A 24,559-nucleotide genomic window follows, 5' to 3' on the forward strand; every position below is an offset into this window, starting at 1 on the left:
GTACAGAACGTCGGTGGAAGGGGAGGGGCGAGCGCGCGGCCCGCGCGTCACGCGCCGGGCGCTTGCAGGTTTTGCCGCTCGGCGAGCGGCTTGCGCTGCCAGTCGATGCAGCTCCATTCGTCCGCGGCGATCACCTGATCGAGCCGGTCGACGGCGACGGGCGCGTCGCGCGGCACGTCGGCGATCTCGTCGTGCTCTTTCAGCCACCGCTCATCGAAGATCGTGTCCTGGTAGCGATAGCCGGTATCGGGCGCGATGAACAGGATCTTGCGATCGGGCTGGCGGGCGGCCTTGTAGTGCGCGACCCGGTAGGCGGCGCCGCTCGTCGGGCCGCAGAAGAGGCCGTGGCGCGCATGCAGCTCGATTGCCGCGCGGTTCGCCTGCGGGCTCGTCAGCCAATGGATCTCGTCGAACTGCGAGTGATCGAGAATCTTCGGCATGATGCTGTTGCCGAGGCCCCGTAGCGTGCGCTTGCCGTCCGGCAAGCCGAACAGCACGCTGTTGAACGTGTCGACGCCCGTCACGCGGATTGCGTCGCTGTGGCGGCGCAGGTGCGTCGCGAGGCCGACCGACGAGCCGCCGGAGCCGACGCATGCAACGAGGTCGAACGCCGGTCCCGCCTCCGCGAGCAGCGTGTCGGCGAGCGCGCGGTACGCGTCGGGATTCTGCGGATTGTCGTACTGGCGAACCCAGAACGCGTTCGGATGCGCTTCGAGCAGTTGCGCGATGCGTGCGAGCCGCAGGCGCTGGAATGCGCCGAACGCGTCCGGTTTCTCGATGATGTCGACTTCCGCGCCGAGGTTGCGCAGCATGCCGCGCAATTTCGGGTCGATCGCCGGATCGCCGACGATCCGCAGCTTCAGCCCGTGCTCACGGCACACGACGGCGAGGCCGAGCGCGAAATTGCCGCTCGACGATTCGATGACGAGCGAATCGCGGTTGATGCGCCCGTCGCGCAGCGCCTGCTCGATGATGTGCTTGGCCGGAATCACTTTCATGACTTCGAGCGCGACGGCGTAGAGATTGGGCGAGATCTGGACGATGCGCGGTTCCGCCATCGCATCGGACACCTTCTCCTGCGTTTTCCTGATCGATGCTGCGTCGTATGTCATGAGCTCACCTGGTGAAAAATCGCGAAATGGGTTGTCTCAGGGTTTCCCGGAGCGTGCGTTCCGCCCGGGCGATCGTGTCGAGCGCATCCGGGCGCGCCGCGTCGAAACACAGGCCGATGAAGGTGCCGCTGTGGCAGTTGACGATGCCGTCGGCGCCGACGTCGGCCATCAGCGCCTCCAGTTGCCGCAGGCTGCGCTTCGGATTGCGCTTCTGATGAAGCTGCGTGCTGAGCGTCGCCGCGCGGCCGATCTCGCGGACGTCGCGGCTGGAAATCGCGGCGTCGACGACGGCGAGCAGCGCGGCGTACTGGCTCGTTTCCTCGTCGGAGAAATCGAAGCGATGCCGGTTGTAGGCGACCGTGTCGATGATTCCGCCTTCGTCGATCGCGAGGATGCAGATTTTCGGCAGCCTGCCCATCACCTTGCCCAGTTCGACCTTGCGATGGAAGAACGCGACCGATTCGTCGAACATCACGCCGTCGGTCGGCTCGATCTCGCGGATGATCGCGCACATGTCGGCCACCGCGAGCTCGATGTCGAAGTGGGCGGCGAGCGCGCGCAGCGTCGCGACGATGTCGGCGGACGAGCTCGCGAGCCCCTTGCCCTCCGACACCGCGCTGCAGATCTGCAGGATGCCGCCCGTGCGGATGCCGAATTTCTCGAGGAAGAGCTGCGCCGCCTTCAGCGATTTCTTCTTGCTCGCCGGAAAGACGTAAAGGCGATCGGAATGCCGGAACCGGCAGAATCTCGCCGTCGTCGTCAGCGTGATCGGAAACGTCACCAGGAAATCGTTTCCCGATATCGGCTCGCGCCCCTGGACCAGCTCGCCGAACGTGGCGGGCGCGTTGCCGGTCGAGAAAAAACGCTCGGCCGGCGAGCCCGCCTTTCGGGTTCTCGCCTTGCCGGAGTGGCCGGAATTGGAGGAAAACCGATTTCCGTATTTATTGATAAGTGCATTGGCAATGCCGATCGACCGATCGCCGTTGATTTCCTCTCGGGCGAGCGACGAATGAACAGAGCGCTTGACCGGTTCTGTTACGTACATTTTGGCTCGTCAATCCAGAAAAAGGACGTGCATGATCCGCCACATCGATAAATGTGGTTGAAAAGTCAAACACTCGTTTTAATTTGTTCGAGCTACCCGGGTAATAAAATTTCAGAACGACGGGTATCGAAATTGAAGAACATCGATATGAGTGAATCGGGAATATGGATTCCGCGTGCGGTGGCAAATGCGGCCGGCATGCCGCCGTGACTTCGTTTGCGGCGGCATTCGCTCAGCGTGGATATTTCATCCAGTGAACCGCATGCCATGCGCTTGCCCGGGGTAGACAAATTCCGATTCATCCGGCGACCGTCCTTCAAAGTATGCAGACATATTCAGGGAAATCCGGTGAAGCCTAGATACTCGTGCTCGCGGATGCGGCGAGCGGGCGATGCAAACAGCGAATCGTCTTCGATGGCGGCGACGCGGTGCGCGCGGGCGCGGTGATGCCGGCCGCCCCGCCCGACAGGCGGGACGGTCGGCGCCGAGCGTCGGCCCGGATATCCATGGAGCGCCGGCGCAATCGAGGCAGCGCAGACGGGCTCCGCGGATCAAAAACAGTTTCGAACGCCGGGACGATGCGATACCGAATTCACTGCGCCGCTGCGTAGTCGAGAGCATAAGCTCAGCCGGGAGAAAAATACTCGGCGAGCGAAGATTGCTTCAGAGTAGACGAGCGTCGCAATTCACTCTGGTAGCGAAACGTACATGTAAAGCAATCGTTAGTCAAGCCGTTAAATGAAAGCCATCGGAATTGATTGATAACAAGCAGTTCGTCGCTCAATCTTTCGTTTCGAACGAGATTGGGTCGGCGAAATTCTCAATCGATCGGTGGAATTTGGTCGCAAAAAACACAAAAAGAAACAAGAAAACAAAACTGCGAGCCGCATTGAATCTAAATATCGTCACAAACATGCCGGCCGCTATGAATTCATGTCGTTCACGATCCGCGCATCCTTCGTAAATCGTGTTTTCCGAATCGAAGTATTACGCTATGCTTGCGACCTGAGATTCATGGTGCGATTAGAAAAATACTCAGTGCGTTCGTTTAAATCTGTCGTCAAAGCAAATTTGATGTTTCGGTAGACGGTTGTAAACGGAAAAGAATCAATGTCGCCCGATCGAGAATCACGGATCACGGCGATGCGCGGAGGTCGGCGAACACGGCGTGCGTGATCCGCATCGGATCTCGTGCGCATCGTCGCTTCGCTGCCGCGCGTTCGTCGCGGGGAGCATCCTCTCCGCGTTCTGCGGTGCCTGGCAGGACCGTCCCACCTTCACCACGGAGCTGAAGCCCGTCATGTGTGGAATCGTTTCAATCTTCGATCGGAGCGCGCCGATCGACGCGTCGACGCTGCAGCGCGCAGTGGATACGCTCGACCATCGCGGCCCGGAAAAAACGGGGCTGTGGCTGTCGCCCGACGCGCGCGTTGGCCTCGCGCACGCGCGCCTCGGCCTTGTCGATCTCGTAACGGGCGACCAGCCGATCGTCAGCGCGCGAGGCAACGTGATCGTCGCGAACGGCGAGATCTACGGTCATCACGAATGGCGCCGCGCATTGCGGCGCGAAGGCTGGCAGTTCAAGACCGACAGCGATTCCGAGGTGGCGCTCGCGCTGTACGAGCGATACGGCATCGATTTCGTCGAGCGGCTGCGAGGCGAGTTCGCGCTGGCCATCTGGGACCGCGAGGCGAACCAGCTCCTGTGCGTGCGCGACCGGTTCGGCATCAAGCCGCTCTACTATCACGAGAGCGGCGAGCGGGTCCTGCTCGCCTCCGAGGTCAAGGCGCTGCTCGCGGCGGGCGTCGCGGGCAGGCTGAGCCGCGAGCAATACGTGCAGCATCTGCTTCTCATCAAGCCGCACGACGCGACGCTGTTCGAGGGCATCCGGCAGGTTCCGCCGGGGTGCATGCTGATCTGCTCGGACGGCAAGACCGTCGTCAGGCGCTATTGGGATCTCGACTACCCGTGCCATCCGCAATGGCGCGACGACGCGCGCTCGCGCGCATGCGCCGCCGAGGCGCTCGCCGAGCATATCGCCGACGCGGTCGAGACGCGCCTGCACGCGGACGTGCCGATGGGCCACTACCTGAGCGGCGGGCTCGATTCGTCGGCGGTGCTCGGCGTGGCGGCGAAGCGGCTCGGCCACCGGCTCACCGCCTTCAACGTGCAGTTCGACCACGCGGATTACGACGAGAGCGCCGTGGCGCGCGACACGGCGGAGTCGGTCGGCGCGGCGTTCCGGACGGTCGCCGTCGATTCGGCCGATTTCGCGGACCATCTCGAGCAGGTCGTCTGGCACGCGGAGAGCATCGGCATCAACTCGAACGCGGTCGCGCGCTATCTGCAAAGTCGCGCGGTGCGGGACGCGGGGTTCAAGGCGGTGCTGTCGGGCGACGGCGCCGACGAGCTGTTCTACGGCTACAACTTTCATCAGATCGACTATCTGCTGTCCGGTTATGCGGGCGACGAGACGGCGCGCCTCGCGACGTTCGCCGACGTGCAGGCGGCCGGCAAGCTGAGCGCGGCGATTCCGCCGTGGTTCCGGCCGGCGCGCAACGGCTTCGCGAGCCGGTTGATCGGCTTCACGCCGGCGTGGCTGTCGATCGTGCTCAACAGCCGCACGCCGCTCAGAGACACGCTGCTGCATGCCGACCTGAAGCGCGGCGTCACGCCCGATCTGCTCGTGTCGAGCCTGATCGATCGCCTGCCGATCCACGATCAGCTTCGCGACCGGCATCCGGTGCAGCAGTCGATGTATCTGTGGTGCAAGTCCATTCTGTGCAATCAGATCCTGTTCGCGGATCGCCTCGACATGGCGCATTCGGTCGAAGTGCGCATGCCGCTTCTCGACCATCGCCTGTTCGAATTCGCGCGGACCCTTCCCGTGTCGTGGTTCTTCCGCGACGGCGAGGAGAAAAGCCTCTTCCGCGACGCGATGAAGCCCTATCTGACCGAGCGGGTCCATCGGCGCGTGAAGCAGCCGTTCCTCGCGCCGCCTTCGACGCTGCAGCGCAACGGCAAGCTGTTCGCGCTGATCCAGGACATCGTCCACTCGCCGCGCCTCGCGCAATTGGGGCTCTTCGATCCCGCGCAGCTCGCGCGCCTGTCGAAGCTCCTGTCGGACGGCAACGAGGCCGACCTGTCGAAGCTGGAGATTCCGCTGATGCTGATCGCGACGTCGTATTTCCTTTGCAAGCGCTTCGATCTTTCGATCGTCGACTAGACGCCGTTCGCCGTTCGCCGCTCGATGTGCGCCGCGGCGCGAATGCCGGCGGCGCACGAAGAATGCGCCGCCGCGCGCCGCGGCTCGCATCCGTTCCAATCCCTCATTCTTTTTAGCCTGACCGACTGACATGACGACCACCGATCTCGACAAAATGCAGCAGGCCGGCACGATCGTTCACGTACTTCAGCGACATGCCGGCGAGCGTCCCGACGCGCTCGCGTATCACTTCATCGAAAGCCCGGAAACGGGGGCGGGGCCGCAGCTGACCTATCGGCAGCTCGACGAGCGCGCGCGGCGGGTCGCCGCCTACTTGCGACAGCATGCGAACGAGAACGATCGCGTGCTGCTGTTCTTCCCGCCGGGGCTCGAATACATCGCCGCGTTCCTCGGCTGCCTGTATGCGGGCGTGATCGCGGTGCCGCTCTATCCGCCGCGGCGCGGAGAAAAGCTCGACCGCATCGCGCACGTGGTGCGCGATTGCGGCGCACGGTTCGCGTTCGGCGACGGCGAGGCGGTGGCGAAGGCGAGCGAGTGGTTCTCGGGCGAGATGGGCCGCGCGCTGTCGGCGGCGATCCGCCTGCTGTCGATCGACGCGGCGGCGGACGTCCCGCCGATTCCGGCGAGCGACGACTATCGGCGCACGCCGGCGGACGTGGCGTTTCTCCAGTACACGTCCGGGTCGACGGGCGAGCCGAAGGGCGTCGCGGTGAGTCACGGCAATCTGATCGCGAATCAGATCGCGATCGCGGCGGGCTTCGGATCGCGCGACGACGACGTCTGCCTGAACTGGCTGCCGCTGTACCACGACATGGGGCTGATCGGCACGACCTTGCATCCGCTCTTTTACGGATACCCGTCGCACATCATGTCGCCGACCGCGTTCATCAAGGACCCGCTGTCGTGGCTCGAGAACATCACGCGGTTTCGCGCGACGGTCGCGGGCGGGCCGGACTTCGGCTATCGCCTCTGCGCCGAGCATGCGGCTCGCAGCCCGGAGCGGGTGGCCGCGCTCGATCTGTCGAGCTGGCGCATCGCGTTCAACGGCGCCGAGCCGGTACAGGCGGAATCGATGCGGCGTTTCGCGCAGATCTACGCGCGCGCGGGGTTCGATCCGCGCGCATTCTATCCGTGCTATGGCCTTGCCGAAGCAACGCTTTTCGTCACGGGCGGCGCGCCCGGCGGAGCGTTTCACGCACGGGCGGCCGACCGTTTCGCGCTGACGCTCGGCCGCCTCGAGCCGCAGGGCGGCGCCGCGAGCGTCGAACTGGTGTCGTCCGGCCGCTGCGCGGCGGGGCACGAACTGCGCATCGTCAACGACTTGCGCGAGGCGGCGCAAGGCGAGATCGGCGAGATCTGGGTGCGCGGCCCGAGCATTCCGTCCGGATACTGGAACAAGGACGCGGTGAACGCCGACGTGTTTCGCGCGCGCCTCGCCGCCCCGGACCCGGCCTCGTCGGGCTTCCTGCGCACGGGCGATCTCGGTTGCGTCGTCGACGGCGAACTGTTCGTGACCGGGCGCAGCAAGGACGTCGTCATCGTCAACGGGCGCAATTACTACCCGCAGGACCTGGAAGCCGCCGCGGGCGCGAGCGATCCGGCCTTGCGCGAAGGTTGCACGGCCGCGTTCTCGATCGACGGCGAGGGCGATGCGCGCGTCGTCGTCGTGCAGGAGGTGGACCGGCGCTTCGCGAAGACGATCGACGTCGACGCCGCCGCCCGGGCGATCCGCACGGCGATTTCGCGCGCCTGCGACGTCGCCGTCGACGAGATCGTGTTCATTCAGCCGGCGAGCATTCCGAAGACGTCGAGCGGCAAGATCCGCCGCCGGGAGACGCGCGCGCGTTACCTCGACGGCACGCTGCCGCTCGTCGGCCGCGACGTGCGTTCGGCGAGCGGCGCCGGTGCGGCGTCCGATCAGGATCTCGATGCGCTCTGGCCGCAAACGGCGCGCTCCGGCGCGGTGCCCGCCGACGAGCATGCGGCTCGGATCGTGCTTGCGCTGCGGCGCGCGGTCGCGGCGCTGACCGGGCAGACGCCCGAGGCGATCGGCGCCGATCTGCCGCTTGCGGGCGCGGGGCTGAATTCGATCGGCGTCGTGCGGCTGCAGGGCTTGATCGAGAAGCATCTGGGCGCGCAGGTCAGGCTCGACGACCTGTTCGGCGCGTCGAGCATCGCGGAGCTGGGCGCGCAGATCGCCCGAACGGACACTGCGGCGCCCGCCGCGCCGCGCGCGACGGCGGGTGCGAAAGAACGCGAGTTCGCGCTGTCGCCGAACCAGCAGCAGCTCTGGTTCCTGCATCAATTCGACCCGGATCGGCATGACTACAACCTGGCGCTCCTGATCGAATGCCGGCCGGCGCTCGCGTCCGACGCGCTCGAGGCGAGCGTCGCGCGCGCGTGCGCGCGGCACCCGATCCTGCGTACGCGTTATCGCGCGGAGGACAGCCGCAACGTGCAGACGGTCGAGCCGACGCCATGCGTCGATTTCGCCGAAATCGATCCGCAAGGGCTCGACGACGCCGCGTTGATCGAGCGTTTCGGCGACGAAGCGCTGCGGCCGTTCGACCTGGAGCGGGGATCGGCGTTGCGCATTCGCGTCGCGCAGCGCGACGGCGGGCGGACCTGGCTGCTCGTCAACCTGCATCACATCGCCTCCGATTTCTGGTCGATGTCGCAACTCGTCGAGGAAATCGTGTCGGACGCGTCGGGCGGCGAGCCGATTGCCGATCCCGAGCGCGACTACCAGGACTGGTGCCGGGAGCGCGACGCGTACACGGGCAGCGCCGCCGCGCTGGCGGACCGCCAGTACTGGCGCACCGTCCTGGGCGAGAACCGTGCGGATTCGGCGCTCGCCTCGGTGTTCGAGCCAAGCGCGCAACGCGCGGAAGGCGCCGCGGACGGCGCGCCGCGGCCCGTCAATTTCCGGATCGGCGAGACGCTCGCGAAACGGGTCGAGGCATTCGCGCGGCGCTCGGGCCGCACGCTCAACGCGGTCTATCTGGCCGCGTTCCAGTTGCTGCTGCATCGCCGCGGCGCCGCCGAGCACCTCGCGATCGGCACGCTCGCCGCCGGCCGGACGCACTGGGCGTATGCGCGCACGCAGGGCTATTTCGTCAATCCGCTCGCGTTGCACACCGCGTATCGCGACGACACGACGTTCGCGGCGTTCCTGTCGCAGTCGGCCGACAATCTCACCGCCGCGATCGCCCACCAGGCGTATCCGTTCGCGCACCTCGTCAACGAGCATGCGTCGAAGAGCCGCGCCGGCCGGCATCCGTTCTTCCAGGCGCTGTTCGTGATGCAGCAGTCGAGCGGCCGCCGCGGCACCGAAGCGTTCGCGATCAAGGGCGTCGCCGCCGAAATCGAAATCGGTTCGATCACCGCGCGTTCGCTGCCGTTGCGCTCCGCGCCGTCCCAGTTCGATCTCGCGTTGACGATGGCGCCTGCCGCGCGCGGGATCGAAGCGATGCTCGAATATGGCGCGACGCTCGCGACGCGCGATCAGGTCGCCGCGTTCGCCGACGAATACCTGCAACTGCTCGATGCGGTGCTCGACGCGGCCGACGCGCCGTTGCACACGATCGAGCCCAAGGCGGCGCCGGCCGCGATCGACGCACCGGCGGCCGAGCGCGCCGCCGATCTCCCGGCGGCAGCCGTGCCGCCCGCGCAATGCAATTCGTTGATCGAAGGATTCGAGCAGCAGGTGCGCAGCGGCCCGCAGCGAGTCGCGCTCACCTACGGCGAATCGTCGCTCACGTATCGCGAACTGGACGAACGCGCGACGCAGCTCGCGCGCGCGCTCGCGCCGCGGATGCGGGCCGACGGGCCGACCACCGTCGCGATTCTGCTGCATCGCGGCGTGGACGTCGTCGTGAGCATCCTCGCCATTCTGAAGGCGGGAGGCACGTACGTGCCGCTCGACCCGCACTCTCCGGCCGAGCGGCTCGGCTTCATTCTCGAGGACGCGCAACCGAGCGTGCTCGTCACGTCGACGGCGTTCGGCGACTTGCTGGGCAAGCTGCCGTCCGTCGAGGGCCGCACCATCCTGCTCGTCGACGCGCTCGCCGAGCCGGCGCGCGACGGGGCGCACGCAGCGGATCGCGCGCCGCAGGCGGCGCGCGCGTTGCGCCGCGACGACTGCGCGTACGTGATCTTCACGTCCGGCACGACCGGGCGGCCGAAGGGCGTGCAGGTCACGCACGACAACGTGCTGCGCCTGTTCACGTCGTCCGAGCCGGAATACCGGTTCGACGAGCGCGACGTGTGGACGCTGTTCCATTCGATCGCGTTCGACATCTCGGTCTGGGAAATGTGGGGTGCGCTGCTCTACGGCGGCCGGATCGTCGGGGTGCCGTACGAAATCTCGCGCTCGCCGGACGAGTTCCGCGCGCTGTGCGCACGCGAGCGCGTGACGGTGCTCAACCAGACGCCGAGCGCGTTCAAGTATTTCATCGCTGCCGATCTGCGGCGCGACGACCGCCTGAGCGCGCTGCGCCTCGTGATCTTCGGCGGCGAGACGCTCGTGTTCGGCAGCCTCAAGGATTGGTTCCGCAAGTACGGCGACGCGCAGCCGCTGCTCGTCAACATGTACGGGATCACCGAGATCACCGTGCACGGAACCTACCGGCCCGTCACGCTCGCGGATCTCGACGCGCCGGGCAGCATGATCGGCCTGCCGCTGCGCGACCTGTCGATCGTGCTGCTCGACGAGGATCGCAAGCCGGTGGTGGACGGCGAGGTCGGCGAGATCTATGTCGGGGGCCGGGGCGTGGCGCTCGGCTATCTGCGAAACGAGACGCTCACGCGCGAGCGCTTCGTCGATCTCGACATCGAGCCGGGCGTGGGCGTGGGGCGCTACTACAAGAGCGGCGACCTCGCGCGCAAGGTCGGCGACGCGGATTACGAGTATCTGGGCCGCAAGGATCAGCAGGTCAAGATCAACGGCTTTCGGATCGAGCTCGGCGAAATCGAGGCGGCGCTCACGCGCTTCGACGGCATTCGCGACGCCGTCACGCTCGCGAGCAAGCCGCACAAGCCGCGCAACGTCGTTGCACCGGCGTCGGCGGGCGGCGGGGCCGGCGCGATCACCGAGATCCGGCAGCTGATCCGCGCCGCGTCGACGCCGCAACCGGACGACGAACAGACCAGGCTCGTGTCGTACATCGTCTGCGATGCGCTGCCGGACGTTCAGGCGCTGTATCGCCACTTGTCGGAGCGCATACCCGATTACATGATGCCGTCGGCCGTGCTGCCGATCGATGCGATTCCGCTGAACCAGAACGGCAAGGTCGACGCGAAGGCGCTCATGCAGCGGGCGGACGGCGCGATTCCGTTGCGCGCGGCCTACGTCGCGCCGCGCACCGACGAGGAGAAGCTGCTGTGCAAGCTGTACGCCGACGTGCTGGAAAAACCGCGCGTGGGCGCCAACGACGGCTTCTTCGAGCTCGGCGGCGATTCGATCCGCATCATCCAGTTGCGCAGCCGCGCGTTGAAGGCGGGTTTGCAGATCAGCGTCCAGGACGTGTTTCGGCTCCAGACGCCCGCCGCGCTCGCCGCCGTCACGAAGATTTCGGCCCAGCTGGCCGAGCGGCCTCGCGTCGCCGCGTTCGCGCAAACGAGCGACGCCGAGCGTCGCCAGCTGCCTGAGGATGCGGTCGATGCCTATCCGCTCGCGCGTCTTCAGGAAGGGCTGCTGTTCCACTCGCAATTCGGCGACGACATCGCGATGTATTGCGACATCTTCGAATTCCGGCTGCGCGCGCGCTACGATCTGCGCGCGTTCGAGCAAGCGCTCGCCGCGTTGATCGAGCGCCATCCGATTTTCCGGACGTCGTTCCATCTCGGCGAGTTCGAGCGGCCGCTGCAGATCGTTCACGCGCATTCGGCCCCGGTCGTCGACGTGTTCGACTATCGCGACGTCGACGACGCGCGCCGCAAGCAGCGCTACGAGGCGTGGCTCGACGGCGAAAAGCGCCGTCCGTACGACGTCGCGCGCGCGCCGCTGTTGCGCTTCTCGCTGCACCGCTGGACGGATGACGAGTTCGTGTTCACGATGTCGTTCCACGACGCGCTGCTCGACGGCTGGAGCGAATCGTCGGCCGTGTCGGAGATCCTGCGCAACTACGTGAGCCTCGTCGGCGACGGCGCGCTGCCGCAGCTTCCCGAACTGCATACGCGCTTTTCCGATTACGTCTCGCTGGAACAGGAGACCGTCGCCGATCCGGCGGTGCGTGCATTCTGGGAAGCGGAGCTCGAGGATTTCCGGCCGACGCGGCTCGCGTACCTGCAGGAAACGCACGCGGACGCCGGGCGCAATCCGATGCGCTTTTACGCGGTCGATGTGCCGGCGGCGCTGTCGAACGACCTGAAGGCGCTGGCCGCGCGGCTCGGCGTGTCGCTCAAGCACGTGCTGCTGGCGGCGCATGCGAGCGTCATGAGTTTCGTGAGCGGCGAGTCCGACGTCGTTCTCGCCGTCGAGTCGAACGGCCGGCTCGAGGACGGCGACGGCGAGCGCGTGCTCGGCACGCATCTGAACGTCGTGCCGTGGCGCGTGCAGCTCGGCGGCGACACCTGGTCCGAGCTCGTCAAGCGCATCCATGACAAGGAATCCGCGCTGCAGGCGTATCGCCGCTATCCGTATCAGGAAATCCAGCACCTGAAGGGCAACGAGCCGCTCTTCGACGTGAGCTTCAATTACACGCACTTCCATGTGTACGAGGAGCTGGAGCAACTGGCGGGGGTGAGCGTCGTCGATGCGAAGGCGTATATCCAGACGCACTTCGCGCTGCGCGTCGAATTCAACCAAGACCCGTTCACGAAGCATCTGACGCTCGATCTCGAGGCGAATCTCGACGCGTTGCCGCTCGAGCGCCTCGTCGCGATCGGCGGCTATTTCCGCCGCGCGCTCGAGGCGATCGTCGCGTCGCCCGACGAGCATTTCGCCGCGCGCACGCTGCTCGGCGACGACGAGGCCGCCGTCGAGCGCCGCGCCGCCGCGGGCGCCCTGGTCGAACGGCCGGCGGGCGCGCCGGGGCTATATGTCGCGACGTTCGAGCGGCGCGCGAGCGAATGGCCGGATCGCATCGCGGCCGTCGACGCGTCGCGCTCGATCGGCTATCGCGCGCTGCTCGACGCAAGCCGCACGGCCGCCGCGCAGCTGCGCGCGCGCGGCGTGCGTCCGGGCGACATCGTGGCGTTGCTCGCGGATCGCTCGATCGACTATCTGACGGCGATCCTCGGGCTCTGGCGGGTCGGGGCGGCGTTCGTGCCGCTGCCGGACGGGCCGGCCGAGCGGATCGACGCGCTGCTCGAGCGCGCGCGGGCCGCGCATCTCGTCGTCGCGCGCGGGCATGCGAGCGTCGCCGAGCGCCTGCGCAGCGGCGCGGCCAGGATCGCGCTCGACGCGCTCGCCGAGCCGGCCGACGCGGCCGCGCTGCGAGCGCCCGCGTTCGAGGCGTCCGCCGACACGCTCGCTTACGTGATCTTCACGTCCGGTTCGACGGGCGAGCCCAAGGGCGTGATGATCGACCACGGCGGGATGATCAATCACATCGAGGCGAAGATCGAGGATCTCGGGATCGGCGCGGCGGACATCGTGTCGCAGGACGCCGCCGCGACGTTCGACATCTGCGTGTGGCAATTCTGCGCGCCGTTGATCGCGGGCGCGCAGGTCAGGATCTACGACGACGCCGTCGCGAAAGATCCGGCGCGGCTCCTGGAGCGCGTCGTCGCCGACGGCGTGTCGATTCTCGAAGTGTCGCCCTCCGTGCTGAGCACGATGCTGCTCGTGCACGCCGCGCAGCCGGACGCGCCGGCGCTCGCGCTCGGCGCGTCGGCGCTGCGCTGGGTCGTGTCGAGCGGCGAGACGCTGCAGCCGTCGCTCGTGCATCAGCTGCGCGCGGTGCACCCTCGCGTCGGCATCCTGAACATGTGGGGCGCGACGGAAACCTCCGACGACTGCACGCATTACAAGGTGCCGTTCGACCTCGACGCGCGCGCGCCGAAGATCTCGATCGGGCGGCCGATCAAGAACGCGGCCGTCTACGTGCTCGATCCGTGGGGGCGCACGGTGCCGGCCGGCACGCCCGGCGAGCTGTACGTCGGCGGCGTGTGCGTCGGGCTCGGGTATCTGAACGATCCGCAGCGCACCGCGGCCGCCTATTCGTCGCGGGAGGCCGCGTTCGCCGGCTCGCATCGCCTCTATCGCAGCGGCGATCGCGGATGGCGCGCCGCGAACGGCGAGCTGTTCTTCATCGGCCGGCGCGACAACCAGGTGAAGATCCGCGGCCATCGCATCGAGATCGGTGAAGTGGAGGCCGCGCTCAATCGCGAGCCGTCGGTGCAGGAAGCGGTCGTCCTCGCGCTGCCGGACGCGACGGGGCAACTGTCGCTCGCGGCGTGGGCCGTCCCTGCGGATCTTCGCGCGCTGGAGGGCGCGGGCGCGACGAGCGCGTGGGTGTCGGCGCTGCGCAAGCAGGTGAAGCTCGGGCTGCCCGCGTACATGATTCCCGACGTGATCGTCGCGCTCGACCGTCTGCCGAAGAACGTCAACGGCAAGGTGGACCGCAAGGCGCTCGCGTTGCCGGACGATGCGCAGACGTGCGCGCAGCTCGAGGTGGTCGCGCCGGGCAACGACGTCGAGGCCTTCGTCGTCGATCTGTTCCGGCAGATTCTCAAGCGCCCGGCGGTCAGCGCCGACTGGAGCTTCTTCGACATCGGCGGCAACTCGCTGCTCGCGACGCAGGTCGTGTCTCGCGCGCGCCGGCATTTCCGGATCGATTTGCCGATCCGCGCGCTGTTCGAGCACGACACGGCGATCTCGTTCGCCGCGGCGATCGCGGCCGCCCAGGCCGAGGCGTTGCGGGAAGACAGGATCGCGCCGCAGGGGCGCCCCGAGCACATTCCGCTGTCGTTCAACCAGGAGCGTCTCTGGTTCCTCGACAAGATCGACGCCTCGCAGCGCGCCTATGGCTCGCACTTCGCGCTGCGGATCGACGGGCCGCTCGATGTCGACACGCTCGCCTGGGTGCTCCAGCGGATGACGGATCGCCACGAGATCCTGCGAACCCGCTTCGCGACGCTCGACAATCAGCCCTGTCAGGTGGTGGCGCCCGAGATGACGTTCCCGCTCGCCGTGAAGGACCTGTCCGGCGAGCACGCCTCGAGCGCGCGCGAAGCGCTCGACAGCGCGATCGAATCCGAGCTGAGCCGGCCGTTCAGGCTCGACGCGCTGCCGCTGTGCTCGGCGACGATCTACCGGCTGTCCGACAACGAGCACGTGCTGCTTTGGCGCAATCATCACATCATCGGAGACGGGTGGTCGGCGGGCGTGATCCTGCGCGAGATCGAGCAGTTGTATCCGGCGCGGCGCGACGGGCGGGCGGCGGAGCTGCCGCCGCTGCCGATCCAGTTCGCCGATTACGCGATCTGGCAGCGGCGTTTTGCGCAGTCCGAGCCGTTCAAGCGCCAGCTCGACTTCTGGCGCGGCTACCTCGACGGCTACGCCGGCGTGCTGCAATTGCCGACCGATTTCGAGCGCCCGGACCAGCCGACGTTCGACGGGCGGCGGATCGCGGTGGCGTTGCCCGCCGCGCTCGTCGAGCGCGTGCATGCGTTCTCCCGGGCGTCGAAGTCGACGGTGTTCGTGTTCCTGCAGACCGCGCTGGGCTTGCTGCTGTCGCGCTACGCGAAGCAGGGCGATCTCGTGCTCGGCACGGCCGTCGCGAACCGCTCGCGCATCGAGACCGAGCCGCTCATCGGCTTCCTGACGAACACGTTGCCGGTGCGGCAGCGCTTCGATCCGGCTGCGAGCTTCGCCGCGCATCTCGCGCGCGTGCGCGACGACGTGCTGAACGTGTTCGACAATCAGGACGTGACGTTCACGCATCTCGTGCAGATGGCGCTCAGGGAGCGCGACCCGCGCGTGAATCCGCTCGTGCAGGTGATGTTCGTGCTGCAGAACGAGGATCTGTCGATGCCGCAGGTCGACGGGCTGCGCATCGCGCCCGTCGAGCTCGACCGGGCCGCGTCGATTCTCGATCTGCTGTTCGATCTGCGCGAGGAGGGCGGCGCGATCGTCGGCCACGTCGAATACAACGTCAATCTGTTCCGGGAATCGACGATCCGCCTGCTGTGGGCGCATCTGTCGAACCTGATCGGGGCGATCGTCGACGGGGGCGACGTGCCGGTCTCGCAGCTGAGCTCGCTCGGCGACGAGGAGCGGCGCTTGCTGACGCAAGCGTGGCGCAGCCTGCAGCACGGCGGCAGCGAGATCGAGTTCTGGCATCGCGACGCCGCGCAAACGCCGCATTGGGACGCTTACCTCGAAGCGGCCGAGCGCGACGAGATGCTGATGAGCGCATACATGGCGATCTCGGAATATTGAGTCGCCGATCGCATCCGGCCCGCGCGGGCCGGATGCGCACGCTCAGCCGCCGCCGGGCCGGATCGCCCGGCGCGCGGCTTGTCAGCGCGCCTGCGTCAAAGATTGCATCGCCTCGCGCACGAAGCCGAGCAGCGCGTCGTCGGCGTACGTGCCCGTCATCAGCTCGGGCTCGTTCGCGAGCGCCTCGCGGAATTTGAGCTGCGTCGCCGGATCGTCGCCCGCGTAGCTCCTGAACAGCTCGAGCCAGCGCCGAGCGAGCGCGTGGCCTTCAGGCGAGGCGGGCGCGACGCCCGCTTCGATCGCGTCGCGGGCGTCCGCCATCAACTGCGGCCATTCCATCGCGCGCTTGCCATAGTTCGCGCGCATGAAACGCGTTTCCTCGGGCGACAGATAGCGCTCGTAGATGCGCATCTTGGTTTCCGAAAACGCGCGCAGCACGTAGTCGCGCAGGGCGAGCGAGATGCCGACGTGCGCCTGCATCGACGGCTCCCGGTCGTGCATCAGGTTCAGCTTCGCGAGGAAGCGCGGGTCGCCGTTCGTTTCGCGCACGAGCATCGTCATCCAGCGGACCGACAGCGCGCGCACGCGCTCGTCCTCGGGCGCGACGCCCGCGTCCATCAGCGCGCGCGCCTCGTCGACGAGCGCGGCCCACTCCGGGGCGGGCACCTGGCTGTTGCGATACATCGGCAGGCGCGCGAGCTCTTCTTCGGAAAAGTACTTGTCGTACATGGTCATCAACTCCAGGGTCTTGAGCCAATCGGCCAGCTCGGGTTGCGCGCCGTCGACGAGCTCGCGGTGCAGTTGCGCGAGACGTTCGCGCAGACGCGCCGCCTGCTCGATCTGCCGGTCGAGCATCGCGATCTGCCGCGCGACGATCGACGTGAGCGGCGTGCCGGGCTGGGCCAGGTAGGCGCCGACGTCGGCGAGCGTCAGGCCGAAACGACGCAGCGCCTGGATCTGGTGGAGCCGGGCGATGTCGTTGCGGTCGTACAGCCGGTAGCCGTTGTCGGCGCGCGCCGAAGGCTTGAGCAGGCCGATCGCGTCGTAGTGGTGCAGCGCGCGGACCGTCAGCCCGCTGCGTTTCGCCAGCTCTCCGATCTTGAGCAGCATTCTTGCCTCCGTTTCATGCGCACCGTGGAGGATGAAACCTGACGTTGCGTGAGGGTCAAGCGGAATCGGCCGGCGCGGCGGCCGGCACCGGTCGAGGGCGGGACGCCGGGCAGCGCGGGCGTGGCGGGCCGACGTGGTGGGCCGCACGGCACGCCACTGCGTGCGCGATGCATTCGACGCGCGCTGCGGATGGTAACTGCTTGCCGCGCTTGCGTGAACGTATGCGCTCGGTGCGGGGCGTGCGCGCGACGCGCGAGTGGCGGCGCGGGCTTCGCGCGTCGTTCGGCGCGCGAGCGGGTGGGGCTCCGGTGGCGTTGCCGTCAATCGTCGTCGTTCGGCGCGTTCATCGTTTCTAGCGCGTTCAGCGACTGACGCGGCCGTTGTCTCGGCAACGGGGGCCGGAGCCGGCGGCCGCGCCGTCGGCCGCGCGCGGGCGGCGCGTCACGTCAGATGTCAAGCGCCCGACGTGTCCCCGGACGTGACCGATGCGCTCGCCCGGCCCGGCGAATTCGCCGGGCTCGAATCGGTCGTCGTGCCGCGCGCGCCCGTCGGCCCTGCTGCGTTCATCGCGTTCATCGCGTTCATCGGGGGCCGTCGGCCGGCTGCGTACCTGGCGCGTTTTCGCTGTTTGTTTCGCCGTTTGTCGCGACCATTGCGCCGGCGGCAGCGCCCGCCGCGCCGGACGCTCCCGCCGCGTCGACCTCGCCGGCCGTGCCGGGCACGTGCGCATCGCCGGCGTCGCCGGTCCGCTTGGCGTCGTTCGCGCGCTGCGTCGCGCCCACATCGTTCGCCCCGTCCGCGCCGCTCGCGCTCTTCGTGTCTTTCGCGTCCTTGCCGCCGTCCGTCGGCGTGCCCATTGCCTGAAAGAGCCGCGCGGTGTCGACGAGCCGCGTGCCCGTCGCGCGGATTTCGTCGAGCCGCGCGTTGCGGTACTGCTGCTCGCTCGCGCGCGCGGCCGAAGGCGGCAGCGCGCCGAGCCGCACGCGCGCCGCGGTGTCGTCGAACGCGCCGCGCGCGGCGACGGCCGAGCGGTTCGAAGCGTCGAGCGCGCTCGCGTCGTTGTCGAGCGCGGCGAGCTTGTCCGCGACGTCCTGGAACGCGGCGAGCACGGTCTGCTTGTACTGGTCGACGGCCGCCTCGTAGGTCGCGCGCGCCGCGCGGCGCTGCGCGAGCAGCGCGCCGCCGTGGAAGAGCGGCTGCGTGAGCGATGCGCCGACGCTCCAGATCGCCCCCGCGCCCGACAGCATCGCGGGCCAGTTGAAGCCCGCATGGCCCATCGACGCCGACAGCGACAGCTGCGGGAACAATTGCGCGGTCGCGACGCCGACCTCGGCCGCGGCCGCCTGCAGCCCGGCCTCGGCGGCGCGGATGTCGGGCCGCGCCTGCAGCAGCGTCGACGGCACGACGACGGGCACGTCCTGCGGCAGATGCAGATCGGCGAGCGCGAGATCGGCGCTCGCCTGATCCGGCGTGCGGCCGAGCAGCACGGCGAGCGCGTGGCGCGTCGTCTGCCATTGCTGGCGCAGCGCGGGCAGGCTCGCCTCGAGCGCCGCCGCGCTTTGCTGCGCGTTCAGCATGTCGGTGCGCGACGCCGCGCCGAGCCGATGGCGCGCGGCCGTGTCGTTCGCCTGCTCGCGCGCGAGCGCGACGAGCCGCTCGGTCGTCGCCACCTGCTCGGCGAGCGCGGCCGACGTCACGGCCGCCGTCACGATGTTCGCGGCGAGCGCACGCCGAGTGGATTCGAGCTGGTACGCGGTTACGTCGACGCGCTTCGACAGCGCGCGGTTCGCGAAGTGCGCGGCGCCGAACAGGTCGAGCGTGTAGCTCGCCTGCAACTGGCCCGCGAACACGTTGTAGAGCACCGTCTGCGGGCCGAACGTCGGCACGCCGAGCGCGCGCTCGCGCGTCGCCTGGCCGCCCGCGTCGATCGACGGCAGCAGCGAGCTGCCGATCTGCGCGCGCAACTGCTCGCGCGCGGCGGTCAGGCTCTTGTCGGCGGCGGCGAGCGTCGGGCTGTTGCGCAGGCCCTCGTCGACGAGCGCATCGAGCGCGGGCGACCGGTAGCGCTTCCACCAGTCGGGCACGGGCTGCGCGCCGACGTCGAAGCGCTGCGCGAGCCCTTGCGCCGCGGCCGTACGCTCGGGCAGCGGCGTCGCGCCGTAATGCGCGGGCGACGGCATCGCGGGCGGCGTATCGCTCGGCGCGAACAGCGAGCAGCCGGCAAGCGAGGCGGTGAGCGCGGCCGCGGCGGCCGCGCGCGGCGCGAGGCGGGCCGCGAACGGGAACGGAGAGATCGAGGCGCGCATGGTCAGGCTCCCGTGGGCGTGGCGGGCGGCTCCGGATCGCGCTCGTCAGGCTTCACGCGGAACCAAGTGGCGTAGAGCGCCGGCAGGAAGAAGAGCGTCAGCACGGTCGCGCTCGTGATGCCGCCCATCAGCGCGGTCGCCATCGGGCCGAAGAAGTTCGAGCGCAACAGCGGAATCAGCGCGAGCACCGCGGCCGCGGCCGTCAGCGTGATCGGCCGGAAACGCCGCACGGTCGCGCCGACGATCGCGTCGAAACGGCCGTGGCCGGCCGCGATGTCCTGCTCGATCTGATCGACGAGAATCACCGAGTTGCGCATGATGATCCCGAACATCGCGATCACGCCGAGCATCGCGACGAAGCCGAACGGCTTGCCGAACAACAGCAGCGTGCCGACGACGCCGATCAACCCGAGCGGCGCGGTCAACACGACCATCAGCACGCGCGAGAAGCTTTGCAGCTGGATCATCAGCAGCGTCAGCACGGCGATCGCCATGAGCGGCATCTGCGCGTTGATCGACGTCTGGCCCTTCGCGCTTTCCTCGACGGAGCCGCCGATCTCGATCCGGTAGCCGACGGGCAGCTGCGCGCGCAGCGCGTTCAGCTTCGCGTCGATCGCGTGCGTCACGTCGATGCCTTGCGCGCCCGCCGCCACGTCGGACTGCACGGTGATCGTCGGCTGGCGGTCGCGTTCCCAGACGACGCCGTATTCGAGCGTGTTGTGGAAGCGCCCGAGCGAGCCGAGCGGCACCGGGCCGTTCGGCGTTGGCATCGCGAGGCCCGCGAGGCTTGCCGGATCGACGCGCTGCGCGCGCGGCGCACGCAGATCGACCGCGATCAGCTTGTCGCGCTCGCGATACTGCGTGACCGTCGTGCCGGACAGCGTCATCGCCAGGAAGCTCGCGACGTCCTGCGACGTGACGTTCAGCTCGCGCGCCTTGTGCTGGTCGAGCTCGAAGCGCACCGAGCGCTCCGCGGGCTCGTCCCAGTCGAACTGGACGTTGACCGCGCGCGCATCGGCGCGCATCGTCGCCGCGACCTTCTCCGAGATCGCGCGCACGGTCGCGATGCTGTCGCCGCTCACGCGGAACTGCACCGGATAGCCGACGGGCGGGCCGTTCTCGAGCCGCGAGATCCGCGTGCGCGCCGCCGGGAACTGCTCGCGCAGCACGGGCGCGAGCCACGCCGCGAGCTTCTCGCGTTCCTCGACCGACTTCGTGGTGATCACGAACTGCGCGAAGTTCGGCAATTGCAGTTGCTGGTCGAGCGGCAGGTAGAAGCGCGGCGCGCCGGAGCCGACGAAGTTCACCGCATGGTCGATCTCGGGGCGCTTGTCGATCAACTTCTCGAGGCGCCGCGCCTGCGCGAGCGTCGCGTCGAACGATGCGCCTTCGGGCAGCCGCAGATCGACGAGCAGCTCGGGGCGGTCGGAGCTCGGGAAGAACTGCTGCGGCACGAGCGAGAAGCCAGCGAGCGCGACGACGAACAGCGCGCCCGTGATCGCGAGCACGACGAAGCGCCGCTCGATGCACCACTTGATCCACACGCGCAGCCGCGTGTAGAAGCGCGTGTCGTAGATGTCGTGGCCGTGCTCGTGGTCGTGCGCGGCGTCCGGGTGCGGCGCGCCGCTCGCGGCGTTTTTCGGCGGCGGCTTGCGCTCGGGCAGCATGTGATAGCCGAGCAGGGGAATCAGCACGACTGCCGCGAACCACGACGCGATCAGCGCGATCGCCGACACCTCGAAGATCGAGCGCGTGTATTCGCCCGTGCTCGACTTCGCGAGCGCGATCGGCAGGAAGCCGGACACGGTGACGAGCGTGCCCGTGAGCATCGGGAACGCCGTGCTCGTGTACGCGAACGCGGCGGCGCGCGCGCGGCTGAAGCCCTGCTCGAGCTTCACGGCCATCATCTCGACCGCGATGATCGCGTCGTCGACGAGCAGGCCGAGCGCGAGCACGAGCGTGCCGAGCGACACCTTGTGCAGCCCGATGTCGAACAGATACATGAACAGCGCGGTGACGGCGAGCACGACGGGAATCGAAATCACGACGACCATCCCGGTGCGCAGGCCGAGCGACACGAGGCTCACGATCAGCACGATCGCGATCGCTTCCGCGACCGCCTCGAGGAAGTCGTCGACCGAACGCGCGACCGCGTGCGGCATGCTCGACACTTCGGTGAGCCGGAGGCCCGCCGGCAGCTGCGCCTGCAACGCCTTCGAGCTTGCGTCGAGCGCCTTACCGAGCCGGATCACGTCGCCGCCCGGCTGCATCGTGATGCCGATGCCGAGCACGGCTTTGCCGCTCGTGCCTTTACCGACCGTGCGCATCTGCGTGACGGGCGGATCGTCGTAGCCGCGCTTGATCGTCGCGAGGTCGCCGAGGCGGAACGTGCGGCCGTTGACGCGCACGAGCGTGTCGGCGATCGCGTCGACGCTTTCGTACTGGCCGCTCGGGCGGATGAACACGCGGTCGTGCGCGGCCGTCAGCACGCCCGGCGACGACACGTCGTTCTGTGCGTTGATCGCCTGCGCGATCTGTTGCGGCGAGATGCCGAGCCGCGCGATGCGCGTGTTGTCGATCTCGACGAAGATCCGCTGGTCGGGATCGCCGAAATAGTCGACCTTCGCGACGCCCGGCACGCGCAGCAGCACGACGCGCAGCTGGTCCGCGTAGTCGTGCAGCTGCGCGGGCGAGAAGCCGTCGCCTTCGAGCGTGTAGATGTTCGTGTAGACGTCGCCGAACTCGTCGTTGAAGAACGGGCCCTGAACGCCGGGCGGCAGCGTCACCGAAATGTCGCCCACTTTCTTGCGCACCTGGTACCACGTTTCCGGCACGTCCTTGACGGGCGCGGAATCCTTCATCGCGAAGAACAGCAGCGATTCGCCGGGGCGCGAATAGCTGCGCAGATAGTCGATCGCGGGCATCTCCTGCAGCTTGCGGCCGATGCGGTCGGTGACCTGTTCCTGCACCTGGCGCGCGGTCGCGCCGGGCCAGAACGTGCGGATCACCATCACGCGGAACGTGAACGGCGGGTCTTCCGATTGCGCGAGCCGCGAGTAGGCGAGGATGCCGGCGATCGTCGAGAGCGCGATCAGGTAGATGACGAGCGCCTGATGGCGCAGCGCCCATGCGGACAGATTGAAGCGCCCGCCTTCTTCTCGGCCAGCCGTCATGACGCGACGTCCTCCGGATGAAGCGGCGGCACCGCGCGCACCTTCTCGCCCGCGCTCACCGTGTGCACGCCTTGCAGCACGATGCGCTCGCCGGGCGCAATTCCGTTCGACACGGTCACCGTGCGCTCGTTGTAGCGGACGACGTCGACGCGGCGCAGCTCGAGCGTGTCGTCCTGCTTGCGCACGACCCACAGCGCGGGCGCGTTGCCCGCATGGAAGAGGGCCGTCGACGGCAGCGTGAAGAGCGTCTGCGCGCGCGCGTTGCCGGTGGCGTCGGGCGTGAACGCGACGTTCGCGGTCATGCCGAGCCGCACGGCCGGATCGGGCTGCGCGAGCGTGAGCTTCACGCGGTACGTGCGGCTTTGCGGATCGGCGGCGGGCGCGATCTCGCGCACGCGCGCGTCGAACGTGCGGCCGGGCAGCGCGGGCAGCGTGACGCTCGCCGCGTGTCCCGGCGTGAGGCGCGGCAGCTCGCTTTCCGGCGCGTCGGTGACGACGTCGACGTCGCCCGACCACGCGAGCTGGTAGACGGGCTGGCCGGCGGACACGTTCTGACCGGTGTCGGCCTGCTCGGCGGTGATGTAGCCCGCGTGATCGGCGACGAGCGTCGCGTACTGAAGCTGGTTCTTCGCGAGCGCGAGCTGTTGCGCCGCCTGGTCGCGCTGCGCGCGCGCGGACGCATGCGCGTTCTCGGTCTGCTCGAGCTGCGCGGGCGCGATCAGGTTCTCGCGCGCTTGCGCGCGGTCGCGCTCGAGCTGCTGCTGCGCGAACGTCAGCGCATGCGTCGCGGCGTCGAGCTGCGCCTGCGCGCTCGCCGCGTTCTTCGCGACGTCGGACGTGTCGAGCAGCGCGACGACCTGCCCCTTCTTCACGGCGTCGCCGAGGCGCACCTTGCGCTCGACGATCTTGCCGGCGATCCGGAACGACAGCGGCGTCGCATAGCGCGGCTGGATCTCGCCGGGCAGCGACACGGCGGCGGCGACGCCGTCCGCCTGGGCCGGCACCGCGACCACGGGGCGCGGCGCGCTCGGCGCGGCTTCCTTGCGGTGGCAGGCGGCAACGATGAGCGCGACGCCGATCATCAGCGCGGCGCGAGAACCGGAACGATTCACGGTGACCCCTCGGAACAGGAGAAAACGGAAAAACCGGCAAGCCGGATACGCTTGCCCGGCGTCGCGCGCGGCAAAAACAAAACAATCCGCGCGCACGTTGCCAACTTGCTTACAAAAACTTGGCTGAATTCTAATACAGGGTTGTATCTGGATGCAAAGTTGTTTCGATTCGCGAGAAGATGCTAGACTTCCCGGCCATGAAGCCGACCCGCCTGACTCGAGAACAAAGCAAGGATTTGACGCGCGAGCGTCTGCTGAGCGCTGCCCACGCCACTTTCACGAAGAAGGGGTATGTGGCCGCGAGCGTCGAGGACATCGCGTCGGCGGCGGGCTACACGCGCGGCGCGTTCTATTCGAACTTCCGCAGCAAGGCCGAGCTGCTGCTCGAGCTGCTCAGGCGCGATCACGAAGAGGCGGAAGCGGATATGCAGAAGATCTTCGAGAGCGGCGGCACGCGCGAGCAGATGGAGGCGCACGCGCTCGAGTACTACAGCCAGTTCTTCCGCAACAGCCCGGCGTTCCTGCTGTGGGGCGAGGCGAAGCTGCAGGCGACGCGCGACGCGAAGTTCCGCGCGCGCTTCAATGAGTTCGTGAAGGAAAAGCGCGACCGCTTCACGCATTACATCCTGACGTTCGCCGAGCGCGTGGGCACGCCGCTCTTGCTGCCCGCCGACGTGCTGGCGCTCGGGCTGATGAGCCTTTGCGACGGCGTGCAGTCCTATCACGCGGCCGACCCGCGGCACGTGACGGGCGATACCGCGCAGGAGGTGCTTGCCGGCTTCTTCGCGCGCGTCGTGCTCGGGCGCGCGCCGGACTGACGATGGCGGCGCGGCATTCGCGCGCGTGTCCGGCCGCCGCGTTTCGCACGGGCGTTTGACTTCGTCCGCCTCGACTTTTTTCAGGCGATTTTTCGCGCGAATCGCGTGCGATCGTCGCGCGTGGCGATCGCGCGCCGGCGGGCCTGCGTGGGGCGAATGAGCGATCGCGCCAACCGCCAACCGCCAACCGCCAACCGCCAACCGCCAACCGCCAACCGCCAACCGCCAACCGCCAACCGCCAACCGCCAACCGCCAACCGCCAACCGCCA

The 24,559-nt window shown here is 68.2% G+C and carries 10 protein-coding genes and 1 pseudogene; 4 read left to right on the plus strand and 7 right to left on the minus strand.

The window, feature by feature from the left end; translation table 11 throughout:
• Positions 1–47 precede the first annotated feature (47 nt).
• Positions 48–1,112: a cysteine synthase family protein gene (locus WS78_RS09145; protein WP_038742856.1), complete on the minus strand. Its 1,065-nt coding sequence runs from the start codon at positions 1,110–1,112 to the stop codon at positions 48–50.
• A 4-nt stretch (positions 1,113–1,116) separates the two neighbouring features.
• A pseudogene (locus WS78_RS09150) lies at positions 1,117–1,980 on the minus strand (GHMP family kinase ATP-binding protein); the annotation flags it as partial.
• Between WS78_RS09150 and WS78_RS37520 the strand changes: the two are divergent.
• On the plus strand, positions 1,877–2,125 hold the full coding sequence (locus tag WS78_RS37520) for a hypothetical protein (protein WP_226377245.1): 249 nt from the start codon (positions 1,877–1,879) through the stop codon (positions 2,123–2,125). The pseudogene WS78_RS09150 and the gene WS78_RS37520 overlap by 104 nt on opposite strands.
• 124 nt (positions 2,126–2,249) lie before the next feature.
• Here WS78_RS37520 and WS78_RS35725 read toward each other — a convergent pair whose 3' ends face one another.
• Positions 2,250–2,459, minus strand: a complete 210-nt coding sequence (locus tag WS78_RS35725; protein WP_156432401.1) for a hypothetical protein — start codon at positions 2,457–2,459, stop codon at positions 2,250–2,252.
• 998 nt (positions 2,460–3,457) lie between these two features.
• Between WS78_RS35725 and asnB the strand changes: the two genes are divergently transcribed.
• Together asnB and WS78_RS09160 are read left to right on the plus strand one after the other, a co-directional pair.
• Positions 3,458–5,383, plus strand: coding sequence for an asparagine synthase (glutamine-hydrolyzing) (gene asnB / locus WS78_RS09155; protein WP_063889444.1), 1,926 nt, complete (start codon positions 3,458–3,460; stop codon positions 5,381–5,383).
• 130 nt (positions 5,384–5,513) lie between these two features.
• On the plus strand, positions 5,514–15,770 hold the full coding sequence (locus WS78_RS09160) for a non-ribosomal peptide synthetase (protein WP_059577440.1): 10,257 nt from the start codon (positions 5,514–5,516) through the stop codon (positions 15,768–15,770).
• An 81-nt stretch (positions 15,771–15,851) separates the two neighbouring features.
• Here the strand turns inward: WS78_RS09160 and WS78_RS09165 are convergent, their stop codons facing one another.
• The 4 genes from WS78_RS09165 to WS78_RS09180 all read right to left on the minus strand — a co-directional run bounded on the left by WS78_RS09165 (position 15,852) and on the right by WS78_RS09180 (position 23,471).
• Complete coding sequence (locus WS78_RS09165) at positions 15,852–16,880, minus strand: MerR family transcriptional regulator (protein ID WP_059577443.1); 1,029 nt, start codon at positions 16,878–16,880, stop codon at positions 15,852–15,854.
• Positions 16,881–17,461: 581 nt separating this feature from the next.
• Positions 17,462–19,186 carry an efflux transporter outer membrane subunit gene (locus tag WS78_RS09170; protein ID WP_156437428.1) on the minus strand — a complete coding sequence of 575 codons (1,725 nt, stop codon included), beginning with the start codon at positions 19,184–19,186 and terminating at the stop codon, positions 17,462–17,464.
• A 2-nt stretch (positions 19,187–19,188) separates the two neighbouring features.
• The gene (locus WS78_RS09175) at positions 19,189–22,359 is read right to left on the minus strand and encodes an efflux RND transporter permease subunit (protein WP_038742861.1); all 3,171 of its coding nucleotides are present in this window, start codon (positions 22,357–22,359) and stop codon (positions 19,189–19,191) included.
• The gene (locus WS78_RS09180; protein ID WP_038742863.1) at positions 22,356–23,471 is read right to left on the minus strand and encodes an efflux RND transporter periplasmic adaptor subunit; all 1,116 of its coding nucleotides are present in this window, start codon (positions 23,469–23,471) and stop codon (positions 22,356–22,358) included. Before WS78_RS09180 ends, WS78_RS09175 begins: the two co-directional genes overlap by 4 nt.
• A 197-nt stretch (positions 23,472–23,668) precedes the next feature.
• On the opposite strand from WS78_RS09180, the gene WS78_RS09185 reads away from it, so the two are divergent.
• Positions 23,669–24,289 carry a TetR/AcrR family transcriptional regulator gene (locus tag WS78_RS09185; RefSeq protein WP_038742865.1) on the plus strand — a complete coding sequence of 207 codons (621 nt, stop codon included), beginning with the start codon at positions 23,669–23,671 and terminating at the stop codon, positions 24,287–24,289.
• Positions 24,290–24,559 lie beyond the last annotated feature (270 nt).

It is taken from the genome of Burkholderia savannae, from assembly GCF_001524445.2.
Classification (GTDB): Bacteria; Pseudomonadota; Gammaproteobacteria; order Burkholderiales; family Burkholderiaceae; genus Burkholderia; species Burkholderia savannae.